Below are 1078 nucleotides of genomic sequence, written 5' to 3' on the forward strand. Positions count from 1 at the left end.
CAAGCCCCTGGCCGAAGGCAAGGGCGAAGTGGCCTATGCCGCCAGCTACATCGAATGGTTTGCCGAAGAGGCCACCCGCATGAATGGCGAGATCATTCCCGCGCCCGTGCCCGGGCGGCGCATGTTTGCCTTGAAAGAGCCCGTCGGCGTGGTGGCTGCCATCACGCCCTGGAACTTCCCCGCCGCAATGATCGCCCGCAAGATCGCTCCGGCCCTGGCTGCGGGCTGCACCGTGGTCTGCAAGCCGGCGGAAAACACGCCCCTCACCTCCCTGGTCCTGGTGCTGCTGGCGCACGAAGCAGGCGTGCCGCCCGGCGTGCTGAACATCGTCACAGCATCACGCGAGAAGACACCCGAGGTGGTGGACGTGTGGCTGGACGATTCCCGCGTGCGCAAGATCACCTTCACCGGATCGACACCGGTGGGCAAGCATCTGGCTCGCCGCTCTGCCGATACGCTCAAGAAGCTCTCACTGGAGCTGGGCGGCAATGCGCCCTTCATCGTCTTCGAAGATGCCGACGTGGAAGCGGCCGTCGACGGCTTCATGGCCGCCAAGTTCAGAAACGGCGGCCAGACCTGCGTATCCCCCAACCGGGTGTTCGTGCATGCCCAGGTGCACGAGGAATTCGCCACGAAGCTGGCAGCCCGCGTCAGCGCCCTGAAGGTCGGCCCCGCCAGCGATGCGGCCTCGCAGATCGGGCCCATGATCAACGAGCGGGCGGTGGAGAAGATCGAGCGCCATGTGCAGGACGCCATCGCCCGGGGCGCCAAGGTGCTGGCCGGCGGCAAGCGCCTGACCGAGCTGGGCGTTCACTACTACGCCCCCACGGTGCTGACCGGCGCTGACGCCACCATGGCCTGTGCGTGCGAGGAAACCTTCGGCCCGGTGGCACCGCTGACCGTGTTCCATACCGAAGCGGATGTGATCGCCCAGGCCAACGACACGCCCTTTGGGCTGGCTGCGTACTTCTACAGCCAGGACGTGCGGCGCATCTGGCGGGTGGCGCAAGCCCTGGAGACGGGGATCGTGGGGATCAACGAAGGGGCGCTGGCTGCGGAGGCGGCGCCGTTCGGGGGG

Annotated in this window: 1 protein-coding gene; it reads left to right on the top strand. The window is 67.3% G+C overall.

The features are described 5' to 3' along the window. The coding region (locus tag RQI28_RS19670) for an NAD-dependent succinate-semialdehyde dehydrogenase (protein ID WP_311224352.1) at positions 1-1078 on the top strand (1078 nt) is incomplete at both ends.

It is taken from the genome of Acidovorax sp. WCS2018Noco2-16, from assembly GCF_031843945.1.
In the GTDB taxonomy this organism is placed as follows: Bacteria; Pseudomonadota; Gammaproteobacteria; order Burkholderiales; family Burkholderiaceae_C; genus Paracidovorax.